Source organism: Stenotrophomonas sp. STEN029 (genome assembly GCF_056760015.1).
Genome location: NZ_JBRREC010000068.1, coordinates 1 through 21,604, shown reverse-complemented (window position 1 = coordinate 21,604; position 21,604 = coordinate 1). Strand labels below are relative to the sequence as shown.

Below are 21,604 nucleotides of genomic sequence, written 5' to 3'. Positions count from 1 at the left end.
CGCGAAGCAGGCGTCGCTGCAGCGCTCGTTGACACCACGACCTGACAATCTGTCGGCTTCGCGGCCTACGCCGCTCCCACAACCAGAACGAATGCAGTGCCGAGGACGCTATCGAAGCCAGCAATGCGCTCCCTCCCTTTGCCGAAGGCAAGGGGAGGGCTGGGGAGGGGTAGAGCTGTGCTGTTGGATTTGTGGCTTCGCGGCTCACGCCGCTCCTACAAAACCAGCGCTGCGCCTTAGCCCCTCTCCCGTTTACGGGAGAGCGGGTGGGGTGAGGGCGCTTTCGCTGTTTGAATTTCGGTCTGTAGTGCTATCGGCTTCACGGTTCACGCCGTTCCCACAAACACAATGCGACTGCTCAACCCAACAGGGTGCGCACCTTCTTCAACGCCGCAATGAAGGACTCGATCTCGTCATGCGTGTTGTAGAACGCCAGCGAGGCGCGGCAGGTGGCGGCTACGCCGTAGTACTGCAGCAGCGGGTGCGCGCAGTGCTGGCCAGAGCGCACGGCGACGCCTTGCAGGTCTAGCAGGGTCGCCAGGTCGTGCGCATGCGCGCCTTCGATCTGGAACGACACCACCGCCGCCTTGTTCGGCGCGGTGCCAAAGATGCGCAGGCCTTCAACGCTCTGCAGTTCTTCGGTGAAGTGGGCCAGCAGTTCCTGTTCGCGGGCTTCGATGTGTTCGCGACCCAGCGCTTCCAGGTAGTCCACCGCCACGCCCAAGCCGATGAAACCGGCGATGTTCGGAGTACCGGCCTCGAACTTGTGCGGGGCATCGTTGAACACGGTGCCCTCGAAGCTGACTTCCTTGATCATCTCGCCGCCGCCAAGGAAGGGCGGCATATCCTGCAAGTGCTCACGACGTGCCCACAGCGCGCCGGTGCCGGTCGGGCCACACATCTTGTGGCCGGTCACCACGTAGAAATCGCAGCCGATGGCGGCAACGTCCACGCTCAGGTGCGGTGCGGCCTGCGAGCCGTCGATCACGGTGACGATGCCGCGCTTGCGCGTCTCGCGGCAGATCTCGCGCACCGGGTTGATCGTACCGAGCACGTTGGAGACGTGGGTAAGCGCCAGCAGCTTCACTTCCGGCGTCATCGCTGCGTGCAGCGCGTCCAGGTCGAGGCTGCCGTCGGGGCTGATCTCGGCCACGCGGATAGTGGCGCCGGTGCGCTCGGCGACCAGCTGCCAGGGCACGATGTTGGCGTGGTGCTCCATGCGCGATACCAGGATCACATCGCCAGCCTTCAAGCGCGGCAATGCCCACGAATACGCGACCAGGTTGATCGCGAAGGTGGTGCCGCTGCACAGCACCAGCTCATCGCTGCGCACGTTGAGGAAGCGCGCCAGCTTGGTCCGTGCGCCTTCGTAGGCATCAGTAGCTTCGGTGCCGAGCGCATGCACCGCGCGGCTGACATTGGCGTTGTAGCGGCGGTAGAACTCGTCCACCGCGCCGATCACCGACAGCGGCTTCTGCGCGGTGTTGGCATTGTCGAAATACACCAGCGGCTTGCCGTTGACTTCGCGCATCAGCAGCGGGAAATCGGCGCGCACGCGCTCCCAATCGGGGGCGGTAACTGAAGTGTGGATCGGACGCGGGGAACTGAGATTCATGCCATGCCTGCCTGTTGCAGTGCCTGGTCCAGGTGGCGGGCCAGCTTTTCGGTAAGGACGCCTTCCACCGCGGACAGCGGCTCGTGGCAGAACGCAGCGCTGAGCATGGCGCGCGCGGTTTCCGCCGGCAGGCCGCGCGAGCGCAGGTAGAACAACGCGTTTGCGTCGAGCTGGCCGACGGTTGCACCGTGCGCCGCCTTGACCTCTTCGGCGTCGATCACCAGCGTCGGCTGGGTATCGATCTCGGCATCGGCCGACAGCAGCAGGTTCTTGTTGGACAGGTTGGCATCGGTGCCATCGGCGCCTTCGCGGATGCCGATACCGCCGTGGAACACCACGCGGCTGCGGTTGGCCGCCACGCCGCGCCAGACCAGCTCGGCGCTGGTGTCCTTGGCGATGTGCTCGATGCCCAGGCGGGTGTCGATATGGCGACGACCGGTACCCAGCAGCACGCCATTGGCGGTCAGCTTGGCGTTGTCACCTTCCAGACGCACGTTGAGCTCATGACGGCTCAGTGCAGCGCCCAGTTCCAGGTCGATGCGGCGGTATTCCGCATCGCGCGCCAGCACCGCATCGGTGCGCAGCAGCGAGGTGGCACGTGCACTGTCGGCCTGCACGCGGGCATGTGACAGCACGGCGTCCTGGGCGATGTGGACGTGGACCAGGGTGTTGTCCAGGTGCGCGCTGTCGCCGGCCTGCAGGTGGTGCTCGACCAGGCCGAACACGGCGCCACGGCGCAGCTCGATCAGGTGGCGGTGATGCCAGGCGTGGTCGCTGGAATCCGCCGCGCTGACAAATACCAGATGCAGCGGCGTTTCGCTGACGATGCCGTCGGCGACCTGCACCAGCACGCCTTCATCGGCGAGTGCGGCATTGAGCTGGGCGAACACTTCTTCGGCGCGCTCGAAGCGACGGCCAAGGAAGCGCAGCGCCTCGGGCTCTTCGGCCTGCACGGCAGACAAGGTGCGCACCTGCACACCGGCATCCAGCGACGACAGATCGCTCAACGCAGCGCTGTGGCGACCGTTGACGAAGACCAGGCGCGGCGACGGGATGTCAGCCAGCAGCGCGGCATCGATGTCCGGGGCCTGCAGCGGCGCGGCAGTGAAGCTGCGCCGCTCCAGCTGGCGCAGCGAGGTGTACTTCCAGGCCTCGTTGCGGGCGGCGGGCAGGCCGGTTTTCAGTGCGGCTTCAAGCAGCTCGGCGCGCTCCTTGCTGCCGCAGAAGGTGCCGGCCAGTGAATCGAGCAGGGCATTCATTACTTGGCGGCCTCGCGGACCACGCGGTCCTTCAGGAAGTCATAACCGTGGGCTTCCAGCTCCAGCGCCAGTTCCGGGCCACCGGTCTTGACGATGCGGCCGTCGGCCAGCACGTGCACCACGTCCGGCTTGATGTAGTCGAGCAGGCGCTGGTAGTGGGTGATGACCAGGAACGAACGCTCCGGCGAACGCAGTGCGTTGACGCCATCGGCCACGCTCTTCAGCGCATCGATGTCCAGGCCGGAGTCGGTCTCATCGAGGATCGCCAGCTTCGGTTCGAGCACGGCCAGCTGGAAGATCTCGTTGCGCTTCTTCTCGCCACCGGAGAAGCCTTCGTTGACGCCACGGTGCAGCAGCTCGTCCTTCAGGTGCAGCACGGCCAGCTTCTGCCGGACCAGCTTGAGGAACTGCATCGAGTCCAGTTCTTCCTCGCCACGTGCCTTGCGCTGCGCATTGAGCGCGGCACGCAGGAAGTAGGTGTTGTTGACGCCGGGGATTTCCACCGGGTACTGGAAGGCCAGGAACAGGCCGGCGGCGGCGCGTGCTTCCGGTTCCAGCTCCAGCAGGTCGCCATCTTCGAACTGCACGCTGCCAGCGGTGACGTCGTAGCCGTCGCGGCCGGACAGGACATTGCCGAGGGTGGACTTGCCGGCGCCGTTCGGGCCCATGATGGCGTGCACTTCGCCCGGCTTCACTTCCAGCGACAGGCCCTTGAGGATTTCCTTGTCGCCGATGCTTGCGTGGAGGTTTTCGATCTTCAGCATGAGGGTGCGTTCTTCAATATGTAGGGAGCGGGGCGATCAGAGCTCGCCTTCGGCGCGATCGAGGAAGGTGGCGCGCAGCCACTGGGTGCGCTTGCGGGTCAGCTCGGCCTTGTTGGCCGAGTACAGCATCGGGTACATCGAGCCGTACAGGACACGCGGATTCTCGTCCTTGCCCACCGGATAGCGCGCTTCGATATCAGCGTCGCGCAGCGGGATCCACAGGCGCTGGGCTGCGCGCAGCTTGTCGATGGCGACCTGCTGGCCCTGCAGTTTCTGCATCACCTGCCGGTACACGGCGTTGAGTTCGGCGTCGGCGGCGGTGGCTTCTGCCGCCGCACACTCGTTGAGTTCGAACTGGGTGCGGGCGTCATCGCAGGCCTTGCCCGGCGCCGCGGCGGAGGCTGCGAACGGCAGCACGGCCAGCAGTAGCAGTGGCAGGCGGCTCATCCGACCGATCCTTCCAGTGAGACTTCCAGCAGCTTCTTGGCTTCCACCGCGAACTCCATCGGCAGTTCCTTGAAGACCTGCTTGCAGAAGCCGTCGACGATCATCGACACCGCGTTTTCCTGGTCGATGCCGCGGGCGCGGCAATAGAACAGCTGGTCGTCGGAGATCTTGGAGGTGGTGGCCTCGTGCTCGACGGTGGCGCTGGGGTTCTTCACCTCGATATAGGGGAAGGTGTGGGCGCCACACTTCTTGCCGATCAGCAGCGAGTCGCACTGGGTGTAGTTGCGCGCGCCTTCGGCACCACGGTCAACCCGCACCAGGCCGCGGTAGGTGTTCTGGCCACGGCCGGCGCTGATGCCCTTGGAGATGATCTTGCTCTTGGTGCGCTTGCCGACGTGGATCATCTTGGTGCCGGTATCGGCCTGCTGGCGGTGGTGGGTCAGCGCAACCGAGTGGAATTCACCGACCGAGTCGTCGCCCAGCAACACGCAGGACGGGTACTTCCAGGTGATGGCCGAGCCGGTTTCCACCTGGGTCCAGGTCACCTTGGAGCGCGCGCCACGGCATTCGGCACGCTTGGTGACGAAGTTGTAGATGCCGCCGACGCCGTTCTCGTCGCCCGGGTACCAGTTCTGCACGGTCGAATACTTGATCTCGGCATCTTCCAGCGCAACCAGCTCGACCACCGCGGCGTGCAGCTGGTTCTCATCGCGCATCGGCGCGGTGCAGCCTTCCAGGTAGGAGACGTAGGCCTTGTCTTCGCAGATGATCAAGGTGCGCTCGAACTGCCCGGTATTGCTGGCGTTGATGCGGAAATAGGTGCTCAGCTCCATCGGGCAGCGCACGCCGGCCGGGATGAAGACAAAGCTGCCGTCGGAGAACACTGCCGAGTTCAACGCGGCGAAATAGTTGTCGCCCACCGGCACCACCGAGCCCAGGTACTTGCGCACCAGCTCCGGGTATTCGCGGATGGCTTCGGAGATGGAGCAGAACACCACGCCCTTTTCGGCCAGTTCCTTGCGGAAGGTGGTGCCGACCGAAACCGAGTCGAACACCGCATCCACCGCCACACCGGCAAGCTTTGCGCGCTCATGCAGCGGCACGCCGAGCTTTTCGTAGGTGTCCAGCAGCTCCTTGGGCACTTCGTCCAGCGACTGGTACTTCGGGCCCTTGGGCGCGGAGAAGTAGCTCAGCGCCTGCAGGTCGATCGGGCCGATCTGCAGCTTGGCCCAGTCCGGCTGGCGCATGGTCAGGAAGTGGCGGTAGGCGTCCAGGCGCCATTGCGTCATCCACTCGGGCTCGTCCTTCTTGGCCGAGAGGGCGCGGATGACATCCTCGTCCAGGCCTGGCGGGAACGACTCGGACTCGATCAGGGTGACAAAGCCGGCGTCGTACTTGCGCCCCAGCTGTTCGTGGATTTCACGGTTTGGACTGTCGACGGTGTCGACCTTTTCGATGATCTCGGTGGCCATCAGGGCTGCCTACGGTTGTTCAGGAGACGACGTCGGCGCTGATGCGTCGACGGTCGGCAAGCGGTAAGGGGTGCAGCATCTGCGCGAGGGTGACGCCGCGCAGGGCATCGGAAACGACGTCATTGATCAGCCGCCAGTTCGAGCGCACACCGCACTGCCCGGCAAGGCCGCACTGGCTCTGCTCCTGGCTGCATTCGGTGATGGCCAGCGGACCTTCCATTGCTTCCAGGATCTCGATCAGGGTGATCTCGGAGGCCGGGCGGGTCAGCCGGTAACCGCCATGCACGCCGCGCAGGCCTTCAACCAGGCCGGCCTGGGCCAGTGGCTTGAGCAGCTTGCTGACGGTGGGCGGCTCCAATCCGGCGGCTTCAGCCAGGTCGGTCGCGCTCAGCACTTCGGCCGGCCGTGCGGCGAGCACGGTCAGGACGACGGTGGCGTAATCGGTGAGCTTGGTGACGCGGAGCATTGCGGGAGCGGGGGTATCAATGTGGACCAAAATTGTACGCTTTCTGGTCCGGGGGGCCAAGTTTTGCCGTTCAGGTGGCAGAAACCCCCAGCCAAACAGGGGACTGCAGCTGTTTCCTCTCCCCTCGTGGGAGAGGATGCCGAAGGCAGGAGAGGGGGCGGCGCAGCCGCTGTAGTTCGCTTCTGCTTAAACGTAGTCGGGTAGGGGTATTGGTGAGTTTTGATCCTGCGCCAACAGCTACCCCTCTCCCCAACCCTCTCCCACAAGGGGAGAGGGAGCCAAAGTCAGCAGCAAGTGTGCTGTGCAGCCGTTGCTGTTTCCTCTGCCCTCGCGGAAGAGGACGCCGAAGGCAGGAGAGGGGGCGGCGCAGCCGCTGCTTCGTGCTTTCGGTTTGCCGGGAAGCAACAGCAGGCCAGAGACCACGCAGCGCCACACTCTTGCCAATCCCCAATCCCAGCCCTTGGGTTGTAAAGCCCGATGGGCGAGAATCACTGCCTCACTCAAGTTCCGGCCATGTACATGCCCAAGAAGATCCAGGCACGCAAATCCTCCATCCACGGCAATGGCGTGTTCGCCGTGGCCGATCTCAAGAAGGGCGAGCGCGTCATCGAGTACAAGGGCAAGCACCGTACCCATGCCGAAGTGGATGCGGATGATGCCGGCGATGTGGAATCCGGCCACACGTTCCTGTTCACCCTGAACGACGATTACGTCATCGATGCCAACTACAAGGGCAACGACGCACGCTGGATCAACCACAGCTGCGATCCCAACTGCGAGGCGATGATCGAAGAGGCAGAAGGTGATGACCGCACCGCCGACAAGGTGTTCATCGAAGCCATCCGCGATATCAAGCCGGGCGAAGAGCTGACCTACAACTACGGCATCACCCTGGCCGAGCGCCACACCCCGCGCCTGAAGAAGATCTGGGAATGCCGTTGCGGCTCGCCCAAGTGCACCGGCACGATGCTGCAGCCCAAGCGCTGAAAGGCGCCCGCTGCTCTTGTGGGAGCGGCGTAAGCCGCGAAGCTGGTGTCAGCTCAGGTGCTGCCAATGAAAGTCGAAACGGCTCTGTTGGGGAAAGGCCCGGCTTCGAGGCTGGTACATCGCCGGCTTCGCGGCTTACGCCTCTCCCACAAGCAGATCAAAATGAAAGAGGCCGCAATTGCGGCCTCTTTCGTTTCTAAAGCTGTCCGGCTCAGTTGCCCAGCAATCCCTGCGGCACGAAGCTGCCCAGGTTCTGGTTGAAGTCCACGGCAATGCGGCCGTTCTGGATGCCCACCGACTTCACCTGCAGTACGCCCATCACCTTGGCGATGGCCGGGTCGATCTTGTAGATCGGCTCGCGGCGGGCGTAGTCGGCCAACCAACTGTTGAGCAGGCTGCGGGTGCTTGAATCCAGCTCGCCGCCACCGGCGCTGGGGCGGAAGCCATCAACGGTGGGCTGGTCCAGATGGAAGCCCTGGGTCTGTGCGTCGTAGCGCAGGCCGCTGCTGATCTGTACATCGCCCACTGGCATCGACGAACCACCCGCGGCCATGGCCAGGTTGAAGCCCAGATCCAGGCGACTGCCCTGCGGCAAGGTCAGCCGCGGCTGGCTGACGGTCAGTGCCAGCAGGCCGCCAAGCGCCTTCTGGGTGCGCGGGAAGCTGCCGTCCAGGTACTGCTGCACGTCGGCGGCACCCACAGTCAATTGCTTGCCGTTGACCTGCGGTGCGGCATGGGCACTGCCGGCGATGGCGATCAAGGCGATGCAGGGGAGGGGCAGGGAACGCAGGTTCATCGGGCGCACTCAGTGATGGCGGCTGGTTGGACTAGCAAGATAACCGGATCGGGTGAACGGTCAATTAGCAGGCCGGATTCAATCGGGCGCACATACTGCCGGTTGATCTCCCTGTCATTGAGACCGATGAGCGGGCTGCTGGGCGCAAGGTTTACGGCCAGCGACTTATTCCAGCGGCCTCTGCAGCTGCTTGAGCTTGTGCAGCAACTGGCCGAGCTCCGGCTGCAGGGCGCTCAACAGGCTGTCGGGCTTGCCTGCCGATTCGGCCAGTGTTTCCAGCAGGCCGGTGACAACCACGACGCCGGCGTCCTCATTGCAGGACAGTCGACGCTGACCTTGCGCGGATTCCAGCTGGCGCATCCAGTTGTATTGGCTGCGCTGTTCGAACTCGATCGAGCAGCGGCCGCTGCACTGCTGGCCGTCAGTCTCGATCGGAGTGACGGAGATTCGGTAGCGATGCTTGCTGATGGACATGGTGGACTGCGTGGGGAAGCGGTGGGAGTGGCCACCATAGGCCGGTGCTGGCGCGGGTACGAGGCGTTGGACCATGACGCTGTGTTCCAGCGTTTTCCCGATGCCACCGGCAGAACGCTGCGGGCCATGGGAACGTTTTCCACCACACCAAAACCCCCAAAAAAAAACGGGACGGCAGGGCCGTCCCGTTTCTTCGCCAAGGGGCGCGCTGATTACAGCGCAGCGTCCTTGAGCTTCTTGAGCGGACGCACCTTGAGCTTGGTGGTAGCCGGCTTGGCGGCAAACCACTGCTCTTCCTTGGTGAACGGGTTGATGCCCTTGCGCTTCGGCTTGGCAGCAACGCTCACGGTGGAGATCTTCAGCAGGCCCGGCAGGGTGAAGGAGCCAGCGCCCTTCTTGTTGACCGAGGCGGCGACGGCGCCTTCCAGGGCGGCGAACACAGCGCGCACGTCCTTGGCAGCAACCGAGGTGGCTTCAGCGATGTGGGCGACCAGACCGGACTTGGTCAGTGCTTCCTTGATCGGCTTCGGTGCGGCCGGCTTGGCGGCAGCCTTGGTTGCAGCCTTCGTGGCTACTTTCTTCACTGCCTTCTTCGGGGCAGCCTTTTTAGCGGTCTTTGCCATGATTTCCTGTTCCGTGAACGGTTGGTTGTTGGTCGTGCCGACCCCGTCGGCAAGCGAAATGTAGGGCATGAATTGCGTGACGCCAATAGGTAATCGAAGAAAAAGCCCATAAAAATTGCTTCCGGGCGTATTTGGACAACAAATCAGTGCCGCAAGGCACGCAAAAACAGGGCAGGGCTGCGATCAGCCACGGTGTTGCCCCTGGTCTTCGGGCACGCCGTTGCGCCCACAGCTGCACCGCACAAACTGCTAACGCGACGTGGGCTAGGCTGGCTGCGTCATCCACCACGAGGAGTTCGACCATGGGTATTTCGCGTCACGCCACCGCACGCTGGGAAGGTGATCTGAAGACTGGGCAGGGCCGCTTGAGCACGCCGCAGAGCGGCTTGATGGAGAACACCCGCTACGCCTTCAACAGCCGCTTCGGTGATGAGAAGGGCACCAACCCCGAGGAGTTGATCGCTGCCGCGCATGCAGGCTGCTTCACCATGGCGCTGTCGGCCAAGCTCAGCGAGGCCGGCTTCCCACCGACCTCATTGGACACCCGTGCCGATGTCGACCTGTCGATGGAGGGCGGCCCGCAGCTGTCGCAGATCCGGCTGAAGGTAAAGGCGGTGGTGCCGGGCCTGGACGAGACCCGGTTCCGCGCAATTGCCGATGACGCCAAGCAGAACTGTCCGGTGTCCAAGGCGCTGAGTGCGGTGCCGATCAGCCTGGATACCGAGTTTTCGGCCTGACCTGGCGCTGGCCCGGCGAGCGTTCAGCGCTGGCCGGGCCGGTTCAGGGTCGTTTCACCCGCCGCGCCTGAGCATCGCTCATCCCTTGTTCCTCATTCCTGCCGGAGTGGTTGCTGCCATGAGTCGCTCGCTAGCTGTTGCCGCTGTCCTTGTTGCCGGTGGTCTGGTTGCTTTCAGCGCGTCCGCGCAGCGTTATGACGACGGCCGATATCGGCCCAATGGCTCTTACGATGATGGCCAGTACCGGCCGGACCCGCGCCATGACGATGGCCAGTACCGCGGCGGTGACAACGCCGGCAACGGTGCGGTGTACGACTATGCGCGGGTAGTGCGGGTAGACCCGGTCATCGTCAACGGCAATCAGGGGCGCAATGAGCGCTGCTATCAGCGCAACGATGGCGGTTATGTGGATAACAACAATGGTTATCAGGCCGGTGGCTACGGCAACAACAGCTACGGCAACAACGGCTATCGGAATGATGGCTACGACCAGCGTGGCTACGACAACGGCCAGTACCGGCAGGGCAACGAAAGCGGTCGCCAGTGGGCGACGGTGATCGGTGGCCTGGCCGGTGCGGTGATCGGCAGCCGCATCGGTGGTGGCGATGGCCGCTACCTGGGTACCGCGGTCGGCACCATTGCCGGCGGCGCTGCCGGTCGCGCGATCTACGAAGCCAGCAACCGGCCGACCTACCAGCGCGGTGACGTGCGGGTCTGTGAGCCCAGTGGCTATGGCAGCGAGAGCGAGCGGGTGGATGGCTACGACGTCACCTACGAATACGCTGGCCGGCAATACCGCACCCATCGCGACTACCACCCCGGCGAACAGATCCGCGTCCGCGTCGATGTAAGCGCCGACTGAGCGCAGCGGGCGTTTCTGCCCGGCTGAGGTGCAGGGCACGGTTTGTCAGGCTGGGCCGATGACGGCATAGTCCACGCATTCCGTTGTGGAGCGTGCCTGATGCGTCGTCTTGCCTGTGTCGCCCTGTTGCTTCCCTGTCTGCATGCGCTCCCGGCCCAGGCCGAGGTCAAGCTGCTGGTCGCCGATACCATCCGCACCGGCGACCCGGCACAGCCGGTGGTCGGTGCCATCGCCTGGGAAAGTGACAGCGGCAAGGTACTGGACGTGGGCAGTGCCGATGCACTGCTGCAGTTGTACCCGCAGGCACCGCGCATCGACGTGGGCGACGCGACCGTGGTGCCGGGCCTGATCGATGCCCATGCGCACATCATGGGCCTGGGCAATACCCTGATGCAGGCCGATCTCACCGGCGCACGCAATCGCGGCGAAGTACTGGAGCGGTTGCAGGCCTTCGAGAAAACCCTGGCGCCCGGCGAGTGGTTGCTGGGGCGTGGTTGGGACCAGAACCGTTGGGACAATACCGATTTCCCCACCGCCGCCGATCTGGATGCGGCGTTCCCGCAGCGGCCGGTCTATCTGGAGCGTATCGACGGCCATGCCGGCTGGGTCAACAGCGCCGCCATCCACCTTGCCGAGAAAGCTGGGAAATCGCTATCCGGAGACTGGCAGCCGGAGGGCGGGCGCATCCTGCGCGATGCTGCTGGCAAGCCGAGTGGCGTGCTGGTCGATGGTGCGGCGTCGCTGGTCTATTCGCAGATTCCGGCACTGGATGACGCTTCGCGTGAAAAGCGCCTGCAGGCTGCGCTGCAGGCGGCGGTCAGCAATGGTCTGACCGGTGTGCATGACATGGGCGTGTCGCGCGAGGATCTGGCGCTGATGAAGCGTCTGGCTGACCAGGGCAAGCTGCCGTTGCGCATCGACGCCTATGCCGATGGCAACAACGAAGCGCTGGAGGACCTGTGCAAGACCGGCCTGTACGCCCATCCCGGCGGTCGCCTGCAGATGCGCGGGGTCAAGCTGTACATGGATGGCGCGTTGGGCAGCCGCGGTGCGGCCCTGCTGACCGCTTACAGCGACGACCCGCATAACCACGGCCTGCTGATGACCTCGCCGGAGGAGTTCGAAGTCGCCGTGCGCAAGGCCGACGGCTGCAAGGTGCAGGTCGCTACCCATGCGATCGGTGATCGCGGCAACCGCATCGTGCTGGATACCTACGAGACGGTGCTGGGCACCCACAAGGACGCCGATCACCGCTGGCGCATCGAACACTCGCAGGTTGTGTCACTGCAGGACATCCCGCGTTTCGCCAAGCTCGGGGTGATCGCCTCGATGCAGCCGACCCACGCCACCTCGGACATGGGCTGGGCCGAGCAGCGTGTCGGGCCGGAACGCATCCTCGGTGCCTATGCCTGGCAGCGCTTCCTGCACAGCGGCGCGCGTCTGGCCCTGGGCTCTGATTTCCCGGTGGAGCAGGTTGACCCGCGTCTGGGCCTGTACGCAGCGGTGACCCGTCAGGACCGCGACGGCCAGCCGCCAGGTGGCTGGAAGCCCGAGCAGCGCCTGAGCGCCGCCGAAGCGCTGCGCGGCTTCACCAGCGACGCGGCATGGGCTGGCCATGATGAAGCCCTGGTAGGCAAGCTGCAGCCCGGCTTGCGTGCCGACTTCGTGGTGCTGGATCGTGACCCGTTGAAAGTCGCTGCCGACCAGCTTGATGACCTGAAGGTGTTGTCGACCTGGGTTGATGGTGAGCCGGTTTACAAGGCGGCTACGCCGGAGAGCTGAAGCCCTTGTGGCTTCGGTAGTGCTTTCCACTTGATCGTTGAGTCACCCGGAAACCGATGCCAAACCCTTGGCATCGGTTTTCCTCTTTTTGTGGGAGCGGTGTAAGCCGCGAAGCTCGCAACCCATGCGATTGCGGGCTTGTTGGTAACTTCATTGCTGCCAGCTTCGCGGCTTACGCCGCTCCTACAAAACCACTGTCGCGAGCTCGACTTCAGCTGCCAGCAGCATTCGCTGACAGGTCATGCAGGCTGCGCAGCTTCTTCTTGTTGATCTTGCCGACGCTGGTGCGCTCTATCGAATCGACGAAGCTGACGCGGTCGGGGATCGCGTAGCGGGAGATGTCGCCGGCGCGGCTGCGGGCGGCGACCAGCTCGATGATCTCGGCTTCGCTAACAGTGCTGCCCGCGTGCTTGACCACCAACGGCAGTGGCCGCTCGCCCCACTTGGCATCGGCAATGCCGATCACCGCGACCTCGTTGACCGCCGGATGCATGGCGATGATGTCCTCCAGCGCGAGTGAGGAGATCCATTCACCGCCGGTCTTGATCACGTCCTTGATGCGGTCGGTGACACGCAGGTAGCCGCCGCTGTCGATGTTGCCGATGTCGCCGGTGTGCAGGTAGCCGCCGGCCCACAAGGCTTCCGAGGCCTCTGGATTGTGCAGATAGCCTTGGGTAAGCCATGGCGCGCGTACCACCACTTCGCCGGTGGCGACGCCGTCGTGGGCAACTTCGTTCATGTCTTCATCGACGATGCGCAACTCCACCAGCGGTACCGGAATACCGGCCTTGGTACGCAGCGACAGCTCCTCATCGGTGCCAGTCAGGGCATCCACATCGATCTGGGCGAGGGTGAGCAGCGGGCAGGTTTCGGACATGCCGTAGCCGCCGAAGATGTCGATGCCGCGCGCCAAGGCCTGCTGCGCCAAGGCACGCGGCAGTGCGGCGCCGCCGATGATGACTTTCCAGCCGTGCAGATCGGTATCTGCCGCAGTGGGGTGGCCCAGCAGCATATGCAGGATGGTTGGTACGCAATGCGAGAACGTCACTTTCTCGCGCGCGATCAGATCCAGCAGTTTGCCCGGCAGGTAGCGGCCCGGATACACCTGCTTGATGCCCAGCAGCGTGGCCACGTACGGCATGCCCCAGGCGTGCACATGGAACATCGGGGTGATCGGCATGTAGACATCGTCGCGGTGCAGCCGGCCCTGCTTGGGTGCACTGCCCAGTGCCGCCATCGCTGCCAGCGAATGCAGGACAAGCTGGCGATGGCTGAAGAACACGCCCTTGGGCAGACCGGTGGTGCCGGTCGTATAGAACATGGTGGCGCGGGTGTTCTCGTCGAAGTCCGGGAAGTTGCGGACCGGCTCGGCGCTGCGCAGGCCTGCTTCGTACTCGGTGGCGAAGCCGGCGGGCAGCGGGCCTGCTTCATCGTCCAGCAACACCCGCGTGCGCAGGTCCGGCAGTTGCTCTTCAATGCTCTCCAGCACCGGCAGGAACTCGCGGTTGGCCAGGATGACCCGCGCGCTGCTGTGATTCAGCGTATAAGCGATCTGCTCCGGGGCCAGGCGGATGTTCACCGTCATCAGCACCGCGCCGATCATCGGCACCGCGAAGTAGCTTTCCAGGTAGCGGTTGCTGTCCCAGTCCATCACTGCCACGGTGTCGCCGGGCTTCACGCCCAGTGACGTCAGCAGGCCAGCCAGTTGGCCGATACGCGCCTGCAGCGTGCGGTAGTCGAAGCGGACCCTGTCGCCGTAGACGATTTCCTGATCGGGATTGATCGCCAGCGGTGTGTGCAGCAGCTGCTTGATCAGCAGCGGATAGGCGTAGGCGCTGGATTCGGCGGAATTTGCGTCGGCTGCGAATGACATCTGTATATCCTGGTTGGCAGCGGGTCAGCGGCCGGAAGTTGCGGGAATGGACAGCTGCGAGCGCTGCAACGGTGCCTCCGCGCGCGGCGTTGGCTGGATCAAGGCATCCTGCGGCAGGGCGTGTGCTGGATTCTCAAGGTGATCCCACACCTGATCCATTGCCGCAAACATATAGGGAAGCAGCGGCACATAGCGCTTGCGGTAATCCGGGAAGGCCAGCAGCGAGTCGAAGTGCTGGCCGTTGCTTACCCGCCAATAGGCGATCTGCGCACCAGCCTTGCGTGCGAGCGGTACATAGCGGTCACTGGTCATGCTGATCGGCACCAATCCGTCGTCGGTACCGTGGATGACCACGATTGGCAGGCCGCGACGCGGCGCCTTGGCGGCAGCATCGGCGATGCCGGCGCGTACGCGCTTGGCATCGGCGCTGTCATCCAGGCCGAGTGCACGCAGGCAGTTCAAGCCACGCAGCGGATCCTCCGCCGATTGGGCGGCATTGCCGTCCACCAGCACCACGCCACTGCCGGGCGGAATACCGCTGCCTTCGCTCCACCAGCTAGCGCGCAGCTCGGCGGTCGCAGCAACGGGTTTGCCGTCCGCACCGACAGCAGAGTAGCTGTAGGCGCAGGGATGTTCGCCCACGCCGTAGCGGCCATATGCCGACGCATACGTCACCGCGATTGCACGCCACAGGTCGAATCCGGTCGAGAACGCCCCGGCGCGCAGCGCGCCATCGTTGAGCCCGGAGTCGGCGAGTTGCTGGCGTGCCGACTGTGCCTGTGCGGCGGTGTCATCGCCTTGCACCAGCCCGGCCGATTTCAGGATGGCACACCGTTGCGTCCATGCCGGTGCTGCCTGTGCCTGCATCGGCGGCTGCGGCAGATCATCCAGCGCAAGCAGCGCGCAGGGCATCAGCAGCGCGGATTGGGTGACGAAGTCGTAGAGCGGCGGCGCGCCAGCCACCGAGACATTCGGCTCGCCCGCGACCATCGCATCGAACCAGTCGCCCTCGATCTCCGCTGCGCGCAGCACCGCGCCGCCACCGTTGGAGACACCTGCGCCCAGCGTGCGGGTATTTGCGGGGGTGAACGGTGCCGATTGCGGGTAGGCACGGTCCAGCGCCTGCAAGCCGAACTGCAGTGCCTGCAGCAGATGCCGGCCCCAGTCGGCTTCCGGGTTGTCACCGGAATGGGCGTGCTTGAAGGCGATGCCATGCGCCGCTTTGCTATCGGTTGGAGCGAAGGCAAGTGCGCCCTGCGTCGCAGGCGTGCCGTCGGCCTGGAAGCCGCTGCTGGCGTCCAGGTCGTAATAGTCGCTGCCGGTGCCTTTGTCGGTATAGGCGACGGCGCAGCCGTGGGCCAGGCCCCAGCTGCCGGCGACCGAGATCGCGCCGTAGATGCCGCGCGAGCCGGAGGAGGCTGCGGCTACCAGGCAGCGCCGTGCCGGATCGAAGCTATCCGGAATCTGCACCAGCACGCGATGCGGCTGGCGGGCACCGGGGATGTGGGCATAGGCCGAGAACTCCCGGCCCGGCGCCGCCTGCAGATTGCCGTAGATATCGCCGAAGCCGCCGCCTGGGGTGAGGTCGGCGATGCCACGCCAACTGCTCCAGATCGCGCGGCGGCGTGCTTCCACTGCGGTCGGCTGGGCTGGACTGGCGAATGCCGGCGCGGTAGCGGCGCGCAGGCCATCGAGGCCCAATCCAGCGGTCAGCAGATCATCGCCGCCGCGGTGCTCGGTTTCGCGCCATTGTTCGAACACGGGCACGGCAGCAGCAGGGCCGGGCTTGGCGGCCTGGGCGACGGAAACGCAGCCCAACAGCGGCAGCGCGGCGCAAAGCAGGGAAACGGGGCGGGGGATGTTCATTGCCCCACACTAACAAGCCAATGTTTACATGCCAGCGTACCTAGGTACCCGTGCCCGGCCCAAGCTTAATTTGCTAACCTCGCAAGGACATGCCGACCCTGCTTATCGCCGATGATCACCCCTTGTTCCGCGCAGCCTTGCATCGCGCGGCCGAAGAGGCGGTTGATGACCTGCAGATCAGCGAGGCCGATTCGCTGGACAGCGTGCTGGAGGCGATCGAGAACCAGCAGATCGACCTGATGCTGCTGGACCTGCACATGCCGGGCAACCACGGTCTTGCTGGTCTGGCGACGATCCGCGCCCTGCAGCCGGGGCTGGCGATCATCATCGTCTCGGCCAATGAAGAGCCGCATGTGATCCGCCGCGCCATCGATCTTGGAGCTGCCGGTTACCTGCCCAAGAGCTCGGGGCTGGTGGACCTGCAGCAGGCCTTGCAGACCGTGCTCGATGGCGAGCGCTGGATACCGGCGATGCTGCGCGAAACCGTGGCGCGGGTTGCGCCGTTCAGCAAGGACGCCGATCTGGCCGCGCGTTTGGCCAGTTTGTCCGCGCACCAGTACAAGGTACTGAGCCTGGTGGCCGAAGGCCTGCTCAACAAACAGATCGCCGATCGCCTTGGCGTGCAGCTGCGCACGATCAAGGCGCATATGACCCGCATCATGGGCCGACTCGGTGTACGCAACCGCGCGCAGGCGATCCGTGTACTGCACGAGATGGGTCTGAACGATCCGTCGCGGCAGATTGAAGAGACGCAGGACGCCTGATCCACGACGTGGTTGCTGGTCGAACAGCGGTCCCGGCGTTGTCTGCTTCGGGTCAGGTCGCAACTGTGCTGCGCGTAGCCAGCAGATGATTGATGGCCCAGCGCAGCGCCAGCGGCTTGAACGGCTTGTTCAATAGTGACAGCCCAACTTCGCGTACTGCCTCGCGGGTATCACTGCCGGTATCGGCGCTGAGTATCACTGTCGGCCTTTGCCTGCGTGCGCCGTCCAGGCGCTTCCACAGCTGGACGCCGGTGTCACCGTCGTCGAGGTGGTAGTCGAACAACCACAGGTCTGCTTCCTGTGCGGATGCACCGATCCCGCTGGCGTCGCTGTACGCACTTACCTCGCAGCCCCACGACAGCAGCAGCTGCCGCATCGCCTGCAGCGCGTCCACGTCGTTGTCGACCACCAGCACGCGGGTGCCCTTGATGGTGCTGGTGCCGCCTGAGGGCGCGTCGTTGCGTGTGGCCGGCGGCGGGCTTGCGCGTGCCACCGTGATGGAAAACGCCGAACCGCGATTGACCACGCTGTGCAGGCCGAGAGGTGCATGCAGCAGGCCGGCGATGCGGTGCGCAATCGCCAGTCCGAGTCCCAGTCCTTGGCCATTGCTGCGATCACCGCGATGGAATTCCTCGAACACGACGCTCTGCTGTTCCGGGGTGATGCCGGGGCCGCTGTCGTGGACGCCGATGGTCAGCGTGTCGCCGTGGCGGCGCACGCCGAGCAGCACGCCGCCGCTACGCGTGTAGCGGATGGCGTTGGCGAGGAAATTCTGCAGCACGCGGCGCAGCAACAGCGGGTCGCTGTGCACCCAGACGCGGCTGCGCACGTAGCGGAACTGCAGGCCGCGCGCGGCTGCCAGCACGGCGAATTCCTGTGCCAAGGGATCAAGTACGGTCGACAAGGCGAATGGCCGTGGATCGGCGACCAACCCACCCGCTTCCAGTCGCGATATATCCAGCAAGCCCGACAGCAGGTCGTCGGTCGAGTCCAATGCGCCGCGGATCTGACGCAGGAAGCTGTCCAGGAACTCCGATTCGATGTGCTGTGACATCGCATCGGTGAGCAGCTGCGCGGCGTGCAGCGGCTGGATCAGGTCGTGGCCGACCGCGGTCAGGAAGCGCGTCTTGGCCACGTTCGCACGCTCGGCTTCGTGCACGGCCTGTTCCAGGCGAGCGGTGCGGTCCTGCACGCGCAGCTCCAGGGTCTCATTGCTGCGCTTGAGCGCGTCCTCGGCCATGCGGAAGGCGGTGACATCGGTGAAGGTGGCGACGTAGCCGCCGCCGGGCATCGGGTTGCCGCGGATTTCGACGATGGTGTTGTCAGGGAAGATGCGTTCGGACAGATGCGGCGTGCCACGCCGCATATGCGCGATGCGACGGTTCAGCGCCTTGCCGACGTTGTCACCCGGGGCCTCGCCGATCTTCAGTTCGCCCAAGGCCCAAGCAGTGAGATTGGCGACCGGCTGCCCGACCTGCAGCAGTTCGGGCGGAAATTTGAACAGCGCGGCATAGCGGCTGTTCCAGGCCACCAGCTGCAGCTGGGCATCCACCACGCTGATGCCCTGGCTCATGTTTTCCAATGCGGCTTCCAGCAGGCGCTGGTTGAAACGCAGCGCCTGCGTGGCTTCACCGACGGCGCGGGTAACCGCATCCAGCGGCGCAGCGCCGCCATCACGCGCGGCCTCGACCAGCAGCCGTGCCATGCCGGCGCCGACCACGGCGGTCAGCTCGCGCTCGATCGCGGTGACCCGGTCGTCATCCAGCATCTGCCCTGCATGCCCGTCCATCAGCTGCCGTGCGCGTTCCTGGCCGAGGAAGCGGCCGGCGGTCTTGCGCAATGAGGCAGCGGCTACCGCATCGCGTTGCAGCGGCAGCGAAGGACGGATCGCGCGTGATACCAGCGCAACGGTGATGAGGTTGACCGCCAGGCTGGCGCCCATGCTGATGGCGATGTGGCCGGGCTGCATGCGCAGCGAGAACAGCGCCAGCCAATGCAAACCTTCCCTGCCCGCCGCCGGGTCCGGTGCGGGTATCACCATCGGCAGCAATACCAGCCACAGCCAGACCAGCGAGCCCAGCACGATGCCGGCCATGATCGCAGGCGAGGGCGTGCGCGGCCGGTACACCGCCAGCAGCACCGCCGGCGCCAGCTGCGACAGGGCGGTGAATGACATCAGGCCGAAATCGCTGAGCGCCTCGGTGCCGCTCATGGCGCGGCTGTACAGCCACGACATCAGGAATACGGCGAGGATGCCGGCGCGGCGGAATGCCAGCACGCGCGGGCGCAGGTCGGCGCCGGCATCGTTGCCGCCGCTGTTCATCCCGCCCAGCAGGTGCGAGCCAAAGCCATGGTTGCCGAGCATGATCGACAGGGTCAGGCCGGACAGGATCATCATGCCGGTGGCCGCGCTCAGGCTGCCCAGGTAGGCGAGCAGCGCCAGCACGTGGTGACCGCGTTCCTGCGGCAAGGCCAGTACGTAGAGGTCCGGCGATACCGACGTCGGCAGTTGCGCGGCACCGGACAAGGCCATCGGCACCGACGGCAGGCCGATCAACAGCAGGTAAAGCGGGAACAGCCAACGCGCGGTCTTCAGGTCCGAGGACTGGCGCAGCTCGACCACGCCGACATGGAACTGATGGGGCAGGGTGAACGCTGCCATCGCGCCCAGCGCGACCATGGTCAGGAAGTCGGGGATCACCGCCGGCGGTGGCAGGTGCGCCATCTTTTCAAGCAATGGCGTGCCGGCGCGATGCACCGAGATTGCCGCATACAGGCCAATCGCCAGCAGCGCCGCCAACTTCAGCAGCGACTCCAGCCCCAGCGCGACCACGATGCCGCGGTTGTGTTCGGTGGCCGAGGCCTTGCGCGCGCCGAACAGCATGGTGAATGCCGCCATCGTCAGCGCGAACCAGAACGACATGTCCAGCTGCCAGCCGTTGGCGGCGAACTGGTCACCGAGCAGTGCACTGAGTCCCTGGCTCACCGCCTTAAGCTGCAGCGCGATATAGGGAATGATGCCGAACAGCGCGACCAGGGTGATGGTCACACCAAGGCCCTGGTCGGTGCGCAGCCGTGCAACCACCAGGTCGGCGATGGTGGCGCTGTTGTGCTGTTTGGCCAGCCGGCCCAGGCGCGCGAGGAAGGGCAGGCCGAAGGCGAAGATCAGCGCCATGCCGATCAAGGTGGGCGGGATCGGGAAGCCCCATTGCACGCCCTGCGAAGCAGCGCCGTAATACGTCCACGCGGTGCAGTGCACGGCCAGTGACAGCGCATAGATGGCTGGCCAGATCCTGCCGAGGCGGTGGCCCTGGCGCTCGCCCCACAGGGCAACGCCGAACAGCAGCACGGTCCACGCGATGCAGGCGAACAGGACGATGGAGGGCGTCAACATCGCTCCAGTGTAGAGAGAACCGTGGCCGGCGTGCTGGATGCCGGCCGGCTGCTTGCCGTGCGGGTATTCGTCAGGGCGCGATCACGACCAGTGACAGCTGCTCGGCGGCCAACGCCACTTCGCCGCCGGGCTGCAGTTCCACGCTCTTGTGCTGGGTCAGCAGCCATTGCCCGGGCTGGCGCGGTTCCAGTGAAACCAAGCGTGAGCGTACGCGGATGTCGGAGCCGCTGGGAACCGGCGCCAGAAAGCGCACCTTGTTCAAACCGTAGTTCAGTACGTGGGCGATGCCGGGAAAGCCGACCAGGGCGGCTACATCTTCTTCGACCGTGAGCGAGAGCAGCAGGAAGCCATGGGCGATGGTCGTCCCGCCCGGCAAACCTGCCTGCGCACGGACCGGATCAACGTGGATCCAGTTGTGGTCACCGGTGGCCTCGGCGAAGGCGTCGATGCGCGCCTGCGCGATGTGGGTGGACTTGCCAAGGCGTTCGCTTGCGGCCCATTGCTGCAATGCCTGCAGGGCTTCCGGCAATTCCATGGTCGTGTCACCGGCGCTCATTGCAGGCGTCCAAGCAAGGCCAGGATCGCATCACGCGCCTCGGGCTCGGACAACGTCGGTGCGTGACCAACATCCGGCACGACGACCAGGCTGGCGTTTGGCGACGTAGCCGCCATCTGCCGGGCGACATCGGCAGGCAGGATATCGGACAGCGCGCCACGCACCACCAGCACCGGCACCCGTGAGGTAAGCCCGCGCACCGCGCGCCACAGCACCGGCCGCAACAGCCACAGCACCCACGGCCGGGTGGTGCGGATGATTGCCGGGTCATAGTCCAGCTCCAGCAGGCCGTCGTCGCGCTGGCGGAAGCTGCGTGAGGCCATTGCCCGCCAGTCTTCGGCGGTGAAGCGCGGGAAGGATGCCTTGCCGATGGATTCGGCGTAGGCAGCTGCCTGGTCCAGGTCCATCGGTGGCAATGGCTTGCCGGCGTACTTGCCGATCCGCGCCAGGGCTTCGCGCGGCACCTTGGGGCCGGCGTCGTTGAGCACCGCTGCTGCGATCAGCTCCGGTGCGCGCGAGGCCAGGGTGATGGTGACCAGCACGCCCAGCGAGGTGCCGATGAACACCGCCTTGGCGATGTTCTGCGAACGCAGCAGCGCCACCATGTCGTCGGCGTAGGTGCGCGGGTTGTAGCTGCTTGGGTCGGGCGCACGTGGCGAACCCGCACGGCCACGCAGGTCGACCGCAAGCACGCGCCAGCCGACCGCGGTCAGCGTTTCGGCCAGTGCGTCGAAGTCAGCGGCATTGCGGGTCAGGCCGGGAATGCAGACCACCGTGCCCCGGGGGCCAATCACCCCCGGCCGGGGAATGGGGGGGGCGGGGCCGCCCCCGCCCAACTTTGTGGGACACGGAACAAAAAAAAAAAAA

19 protein-coding genes are annotated in these 21,604 nt (G+C 65.2%); 5 read left to right on the top strand and 14 right to left on the bottom strand.

What is annotated here, in order from left to right:
* Positions 1-358: 358 nt before the first annotated feature.
* Genes ACVOLI_RS14555 through ACVOLI_RS14530 form a run of 6 tightly spaced genes read right to left on the bottom strand, consistent with a single transcriptional unit; the run spans position 359 to position 6,023 of the window.
* The gene (locus ACVOLI_RS14555) at positions 359-1,615 is read right to left on the bottom strand and encodes a cysteine desulfurase (RefSeq protein ID WP_481614963.1); all 1,257 of its coding nucleotides are present in this window, start codon (positions 1,613-1,615) and stop codon (positions 359-361) included.
* The gene (gene sufD, locus ACVOLI_RS14550; RefSeq protein ID WP_481614962.1) at positions 1,612-2,874 is read right to left on the bottom strand and encodes a Fe-S cluster assembly protein SufD; all 1,263 of its coding nucleotides are present in this window, start codon (positions 2,872-2,874) and stop codon (positions 1,612-1,614) included. Before sufD ends, ACVOLI_RS14555 begins: the two co-directional genes overlap by 4 nt.
* Positions 2,874-3,638: a Fe-S cluster assembly ATPase SufC gene (sufC, locus tag ACVOLI_RS14545; RefSeq protein ID WP_282271346.1), complete on the bottom strand. Its 765-nt coding sequence runs from the start codon at positions 3,636-3,638 to the stop codon at positions 2,874-2,876. The genes sufD and sufC overlap by 1 nt, the downstream gene beginning before the upstream one ends.
* 36 nt (positions 3,639-3,674) lie before the next feature.
* On the bottom strand, positions 3,675-4,085 hold the full coding sequence (locus tag ACVOLI_RS14540) for a lysozyme inhibitor LprI family protein (RefSeq protein ID WP_481614961.1): 411 nt from the start codon (positions 4,083-4,085) through the stop codon (positions 3,675-3,677).
* Positions 4,082-5,557, bottom strand: a complete 1,476-nt coding sequence (sufB, locus tag ACVOLI_RS14535; protein WP_282271342.1) for a Fe-S cluster assembly protein SufB — start codon at positions 5,555-5,557, stop codon at positions 4,082-4,084. Before sufB ends, ACVOLI_RS14540 begins: the two co-directional genes overlap by 4 nt.
* A gap of 19 nt (positions 5,558-5,576) precedes the next feature.
* On the bottom strand, positions 5,577-6,023 hold the full coding sequence (locus ACVOLI_RS14530; RefSeq protein WP_057627263.1) for an SUF system Fe-S cluster assembly regulator: 447 nt from the start codon (positions 6,021-6,023) through the stop codon (positions 5,577-5,579).
* Positions 6,024-6,542: 519 nt separating this feature from the next.
* On the opposite strand from ACVOLI_RS14530, the gene ACVOLI_RS14525 reads away from it, so the two are divergent.
* On the top strand, positions 6,543-7,010 hold the full coding sequence (locus tag ACVOLI_RS14525; protein WP_282272704.1) for an SET domain-containing protein: 468 nt from the start codon (positions 6,543-6,545) through the stop codon (positions 7,008-7,010).
* 211 nt (positions 7,011-7,221) lie between these two features.
* Here the strand turns inward: ACVOLI_RS14525 and ACVOLI_RS14520 are convergent, their stop codons facing one another.
* The 3 genes from ACVOLI_RS14520 to ACVOLI_RS14510 all read right to left on the bottom strand — a co-directional run bounded on the left by ACVOLI_RS14520 (position 7,222) and on the right by ACVOLI_RS14510 (position 8,903).
* Complete coding sequence (locus ACVOLI_RS14520) at positions 7,222-7,806, bottom strand: YceB family lipoprotein (RefSeq protein WP_481614960.1); 585 nt, start codon at positions 7,804-7,806, stop codon at positions 7,222-7,224.
* Between the two features lie 165 nt (positions 7,807-7,971).
* Positions 7,972-8,355 carry a DUF3861 family protein gene (locus ACVOLI_RS14515; RefSeq protein WP_481614959.1) on the bottom strand — a complete coding sequence of 128 codons (384 nt, stop codon included), beginning with the start codon at positions 8,353-8,355 and terminating at the stop codon, positions 7,972-7,974.
* A gap of 137 nt (positions 8,356-8,492) precedes the next feature.
* Positions 8,493-8,903, bottom strand: a complete 411-nt coding sequence (locus ACVOLI_RS14510; protein ID WP_282272710.1) for an HU family DNA-binding protein — start codon at positions 8,901-8,903, stop codon at positions 8,493-8,495.
* 302 nt (positions 8,904-9,205) lie between these two features.
* Here ACVOLI_RS14510 and ACVOLI_RS14505 point away from each other — a divergent pair, with 302 nt between their 5' ends.
* The 3 genes from ACVOLI_RS14505 (at position 9,206) to ACVOLI_RS14495 (ending at position 12,284) form a co-directional block, all read left to right on the top strand.
* Positions 9,206-9,640: an OsmC family protein gene (locus ACVOLI_RS14505; RefSeq protein ID WP_282272712.1), complete on the top strand. Its 435-nt coding sequence runs from the start codon at positions 9,206-9,208 to the stop codon at positions 9,638-9,640.
* Between the two features lie 118 nt (positions 9,641-9,758).
* Positions 9,759-10,502 (top strand): glycine zipper 2TM domain-containing protein, encoded by a 744-nt coding sequence (locus ACVOLI_RS14500; RefSeq protein WP_481614958.1) that lies wholly within the window; start codon positions 9,759-9,761, stop codon positions 10,500-10,502.
* Between the two features lie 99 nt (positions 10,503-10,601).
* Positions 10,602-12,284: an amidohydrolase gene (locus ACVOLI_RS14495; RefSeq protein ID WP_481614957.1), complete on the top strand. Its 1,683-nt coding sequence runs from the start codon at positions 10,602-10,604 to the stop codon at positions 12,282-12,284.
* Between the two features lie 211 nt (positions 12,285-12,495).
* Here ACVOLI_RS14495 and ACVOLI_RS14490 read toward each other — a convergent pair whose 3' ends face one another.
* Together ACVOLI_RS14490 and ACVOLI_RS14485 are read right to left on the bottom strand one after the other, a co-directional pair.
* Entirely contained in the window at positions 12,496-14,157 is a 1,662-nt protein-coding gene (locus ACVOLI_RS14490; RefSeq protein WP_481614956.1) for a fatty acid--CoA ligase, read from the bottom strand.
* A 24-nt stretch (positions 14,158-14,181) separates the two neighbouring features.
* Positions 14,182-16,023 (bottom strand): 3-hydroxybutyrate oligomer hydrolase family protein, encoded by a 1,842-nt coding sequence (locus ACVOLI_RS14485; RefSeq protein WP_481614955.1) that lies wholly within the window; start codon positions 16,021-16,023, stop codon positions 14,182-14,184.
* An 89-nt stretch (positions 16,024-16,112) separates the two neighbouring features.
* Here ACVOLI_RS14485 and ACVOLI_RS14480 point away from each other — a divergent pair, with 89 nt between their 5' ends.
* On the top strand, positions 16,113-16,787 hold the full coding sequence (locus ACVOLI_RS14480; protein WP_313494442.1) for a response regulator transcription factor: 675 nt from the start codon (positions 16,113-16,115) through the stop codon (positions 16,785-16,787).
* A gap of 52 nt (positions 16,788-16,839) precedes the next feature.
* On the opposite strand, the gene ACVOLI_RS14475 is transcribed toward ACVOLI_RS14480, so the two are convergent.
* The 3 genes from ACVOLI_RS14475 to ACVOLI_RS14465 all read right to left on the bottom strand — a co-directional run bounded on the left by ACVOLI_RS14475 (position 16,840) and on the right by ACVOLI_RS14465 (position 21,531).
* On the bottom strand, positions 16,840-20,181 hold the full coding sequence (locus ACVOLI_RS14475; RefSeq protein WP_481614954.1) for a hybrid sensor histidine kinase/response regulator: 3,342 nt from the start codon (positions 20,179-20,181) through the stop codon (positions 16,840-16,842).
* 70 nt (positions 20,182-20,251) lie between these two features.
* Entirely contained in the window at positions 20,252-20,737 is a 486-nt protein-coding gene (locus ACVOLI_RS14470) for a MaoC family dehydratase (protein WP_481614953.1), read from the bottom strand.
* Positions 20,734-21,531 (bottom strand): alpha/beta fold hydrolase, encoded by a 798-nt coding sequence (locus ACVOLI_RS14465; RefSeq protein ID WP_481614952.1) that lies wholly within the window; start codon positions 21,529-21,531, stop codon positions 20,734-20,736. The genes ACVOLI_RS14470 and ACVOLI_RS14465 overlap by 4 nt, the downstream gene beginning before the upstream one ends.
* Between the last annotated feature and the right edge of the window lie 73 nt (positions 21,532-21,604).

Coding starts and splice junctions, on each gene's coding strand:
- ACVOLI_RS14515 (WP_481614959.1), bottom strand. CDS start 8,355: ATGGTCCAACGCCTCGTACCCGCGCCAGCACCGGCCTATGGTGGCCAC.
- ACVOLI_RS14555 (WP_481614963.1), bottom strand. CDS start 1,615: ATGAATCTCAGTTCCCCGCGTCCGATCCACACTTCAGTTACCGCCCCC.
- ACVOLI_RS14530 (WP_057627263.1), bottom strand. CDS start 6,023: ATGCTCCGCGTCACCAAGCTCACCGATTACGCCACCGTCGTCCTGACC.
- ACVOLI_RS14540 (WP_481614961.1), bottom strand. CDS start 4,085: ATGAGCCGCCTGCCACTGCTACTGCTGGCCGTGCTGCCGTTCGCAGCC.
- ACVOLI_RS14500 (WP_481614958.1), top strand. CDS start 9,759: ATGAGTCGCTCGCTAGCTGTTGCCGCTGTCCTTGTTGCCGGTGGTCTG.
- ACVOLI_RS14475 (WP_481614954.1), bottom strand. CDS start 20,181: ATGTTGACGCCCTCCATCGTCCTGTTCGCCTGCATCGCGTGGACCGTG.
- ACVOLI_RS14510 (WP_282272710.1), bottom strand. CDS start 8,903: ATGGCAAAGACCGCTAAAAAGGCTGCCCCGAAGAAGGCAGTGAAGAAA.
- ACVOLI_RS14525 (WP_282272704.1), top strand. CDS start 6,543: ATGCCCAAGAAGATCCAGGCACGCAAATCCTCCATCCACGGCAATGGC.
- sufC (WP_282271346.1), bottom strand. CDS start 3,638: ATGCTGAAGATCGAAAACCTCCACGCAAGCATCGGCGACAAGGAAATC.
- ACVOLI_RS14505 (WP_282272712.1), top strand. CDS start 9,206: ATGGGTATTTCGCGTCACGCCACCGCACGCTGGGAAGGTGATCTGAAG.
- ACVOLI_RS14485 (WP_481614955.1), bottom strand. CDS start 16,023: ATGAACATCCCCCGCCCCGTTTCCCTGCTTTGCGCCGCGCTGCCGCTG.
- ACVOLI_RS14520 (WP_481614960.1), bottom strand. CDS start 7,806: ATGAACCTGCGTTCCCTGCCCCTCCCCTGCATCGCCTTGATCGCCATC.
- ACVOLI_RS14495 (WP_481614957.1), top strand. CDS start 10,602: ATGCGTCGTCTTGCCTGTGTCGCCCTGTTGCTTCCCTGTCTGCATGCG.
- sufD (WP_481614962.1), bottom strand. CDS start 2,874: ATGAATGCCCTGCTCGATTCACTGGCCGGCACCTTCTGCGGCAGCAAG.
- ACVOLI_RS14480 (WP_313494442.1), top strand. CDS start 16,113: ATGCCGACCCTGCTTATCGCCGATGATCACCCCTTGTTCCGCGCAGCC.
- sufB (WP_282271342.1), bottom strand. CDS start 5,557: ATGGCCACCGAGATCATCGAAAAGGTCGACACCGTCGACAGTCCAAAC.
- ACVOLI_RS14470 (WP_481614953.1), bottom strand. CDS start 20,737: ATGAGCGCCGGTGACACGACCATGGAATTGCCGGAAGCCCTGCAGGCA.
- ACVOLI_RS14490 (WP_481614956.1), bottom strand. CDS start 14,157: ATGTCATTCGCAGCCGACGCAAATTCCGCCGAATCCAGCGCCTACGCC.